At 34.3% G+C, this 1,809-nt stretch carries 3 protein-coding genes; all 3 read right to left on the reverse strand.

The genetic code is table 11. The features are described from left to right. Positions 1-276 precede the first annotated feature (276 nt). On the reverse strand, positions 277-1,020 hold the full coding sequence (locus ACFIN0_RS09640; protein WP_375702441.1) for a type IV secretion system protein: 744 nt from the start codon (positions 1,018-1,020) through the stop codon (positions 277-279). Then, positions 1,017-1,160: a TrwH protein gene (locus ACFIN0_RS09645; protein ID WP_273791747.1), complete on the reverse strand. Its 144-nt coding sequence runs from the start codon at positions 1,158-1,160 to the stop codon at positions 1,017-1,019. Before ACFIN0_RS09645 ends, ACFIN0_RS09640 begins: the two co-directional genes overlap by 4 nt. 241 nt (positions 1,161-1,401) lie before the next feature. Continuing rightward, the coding region (locus ACFIN0_RS09650; protein ID WP_375702442.1) for a type IV secretion system protein at positions 1,402-1,809 on the reverse strand (408 nt) is incomplete at its 5' end.

Genomic DNA, 1,809 nt, shown 5'->3' on the forward strand with positions numbered 1-1,809 from the left:
ACATATGTTTTTGTTATCTGATCAATTTTATTGAAAAGTTGCGTGAACACTGTAAAGTCCATGGAATTCCTCTTTAATGAATTTTCAACTTTTTATCACCTTGGAACATAGATATATGCTAAACACTTCATTTGCATTTATATATTACCTAAGTGTTTTCAGCACGATATCTTGGCTTTGGTAAAATCTTTGTGCCTCTCTTAATTGTTCAGAGAGTACTGAACCTTCTACATTGGTTTTTGTTTTCATGAAAAAAAGCAAATGCTGTAAAAAGCTTTATTGGTTAGATCTTATTTGAGGCATAGCTTTGTAGTTAGAGGCTACAATTTTTCTGTACAATTTACGTTTTTGTATTTCGATAAGAGTCTCTTCGTCATCGCTTAAATTTCTGACCATTTGTAGCTTTGTATATTCATTTTGGATCATGGCTGACATGGTCTTGATGCGTGTTTGCAGTTCGAAAACTTCTTTGAGATCTTTTGTTTTATTTATCTTATCTAAGAAATCGTTCATTTGTTTAAAGCGGTTCTCTGCGTCTTGGAAAGTTTGAAAACTTACAGCTTTTTCGACAATTCCACTATATTTAAGACGCGTATTAATTATTTCGCGCATTTTATAAAACGGCAACTGCTGGAAGCCGGCCCTTTTCTCTTCGAGAACAATCTCATTAAATCTTTTTTTAAATTCCCCAGTACCTATGGCTTGGTAGTTTGTCTGTGTTTTTGGGTAGATAGAAGACAAATCTTGTATGAAAGAATTCTTGTTTTCTCCTATTGTTGGTTTTTGTATCCTATTTCCTGTTATAGACTGATGAATTTTTTTCGCGTTTTCGATCTGGTTTTCATTTGTTTTAATTTGTTGTTCTAACAACTTAATAATTTCCAGATATTCTGCTTTTGAAAAAGGACTTTTAACGGTTGAACTTTGAGTCCCAGAACCCCAACTAAAGTTAGACGCTAGAGTTAAATTTATGATTCCCCAAAGGGTAATCATTCTTGTGATAATAAATCGCTTTTTCATCTGTCTCCTCGCTTGATTTCGGCAGGGATTGTTTTATTAATAGGCACACGATTCCTATCATTGGGCTGTTTTAGCTTTGGTGCTAATGCACAAGCCGATAAAAGGTTTGCAATCAAAATTACAAGTATGATTGACTTCATTTTAACATGACTCTTTTTACTATTATACACATTCTGATATTTGTTGTCATTATTATAATTTTGACACTAAAGTAAAGTGTATAGTTTACGATAATTTATCTTTTCTTAATTTCATTTTTTAATTTATGAAAATAGCTCAATTTCAGTGCGAATATTTTTTACTTTAGGATTGGATATCCTTGTTATTTGTCATATGGATATTAAGGGCGTCTGTTACGGGAACCATTGCTTTTTATCTCAGCTAGTTTTTATGTCTCCATAGATGTCCGAATGTAATGCCTTTTGCGAGAGAATTGGCCATGCTTGATAGTTTGAGTAACAGCATGATGGATATAATGGACAAGATGAGAGCTCCTCCAAACATGAAGCTTACATTCTGGTCGTAGTCGAGCTTCATATCGCTCAAATAGTTTGCAAAGATATTCATCATCAGATTAAATACAGTTGCTAAGAGTAGAAAGAGGATTATATAATTGACGACTTGGATTATCCATTGCTCGAAAAGGCGATGAGTTGGTTGCCAGAGCAAAGCAATGATGAAGAGTGGTCCCAATCCTACGAGAAGTGTAATAGCGATTTTTGTCAGAAGGACGAGACCCCCACCGATTGCGACTACGAGGCTTGTTGCTAGCAAGATGAGGATTCCTAA

The organism is Bartonella sp. AA89HNZF (genome assembly GCF_042196905.1).
Lineage (GTDB): Bacteria > Pseudomonadota > Alphaproteobacteria > Rhizobiales > Rhizobiaceae > Bartonella.

Excerpts from the sequence above, each read along its gene's own strand:
- ACFIN0_RS09640 (WP_375702441.1), bottom strand. The coding sequence starts at position 1,020 with ATGAAAAAGCGATTTATTATCACAAGAATGATTACCCTTTGGGGAATC.
- ACFIN0_RS09645 (WP_273791747.1), bottom strand. The coding sequence starts at position 1,160 with ATGAAGTCAATCATACTTGTAATTTTGATTGCAAACCTTTTATCGGCT.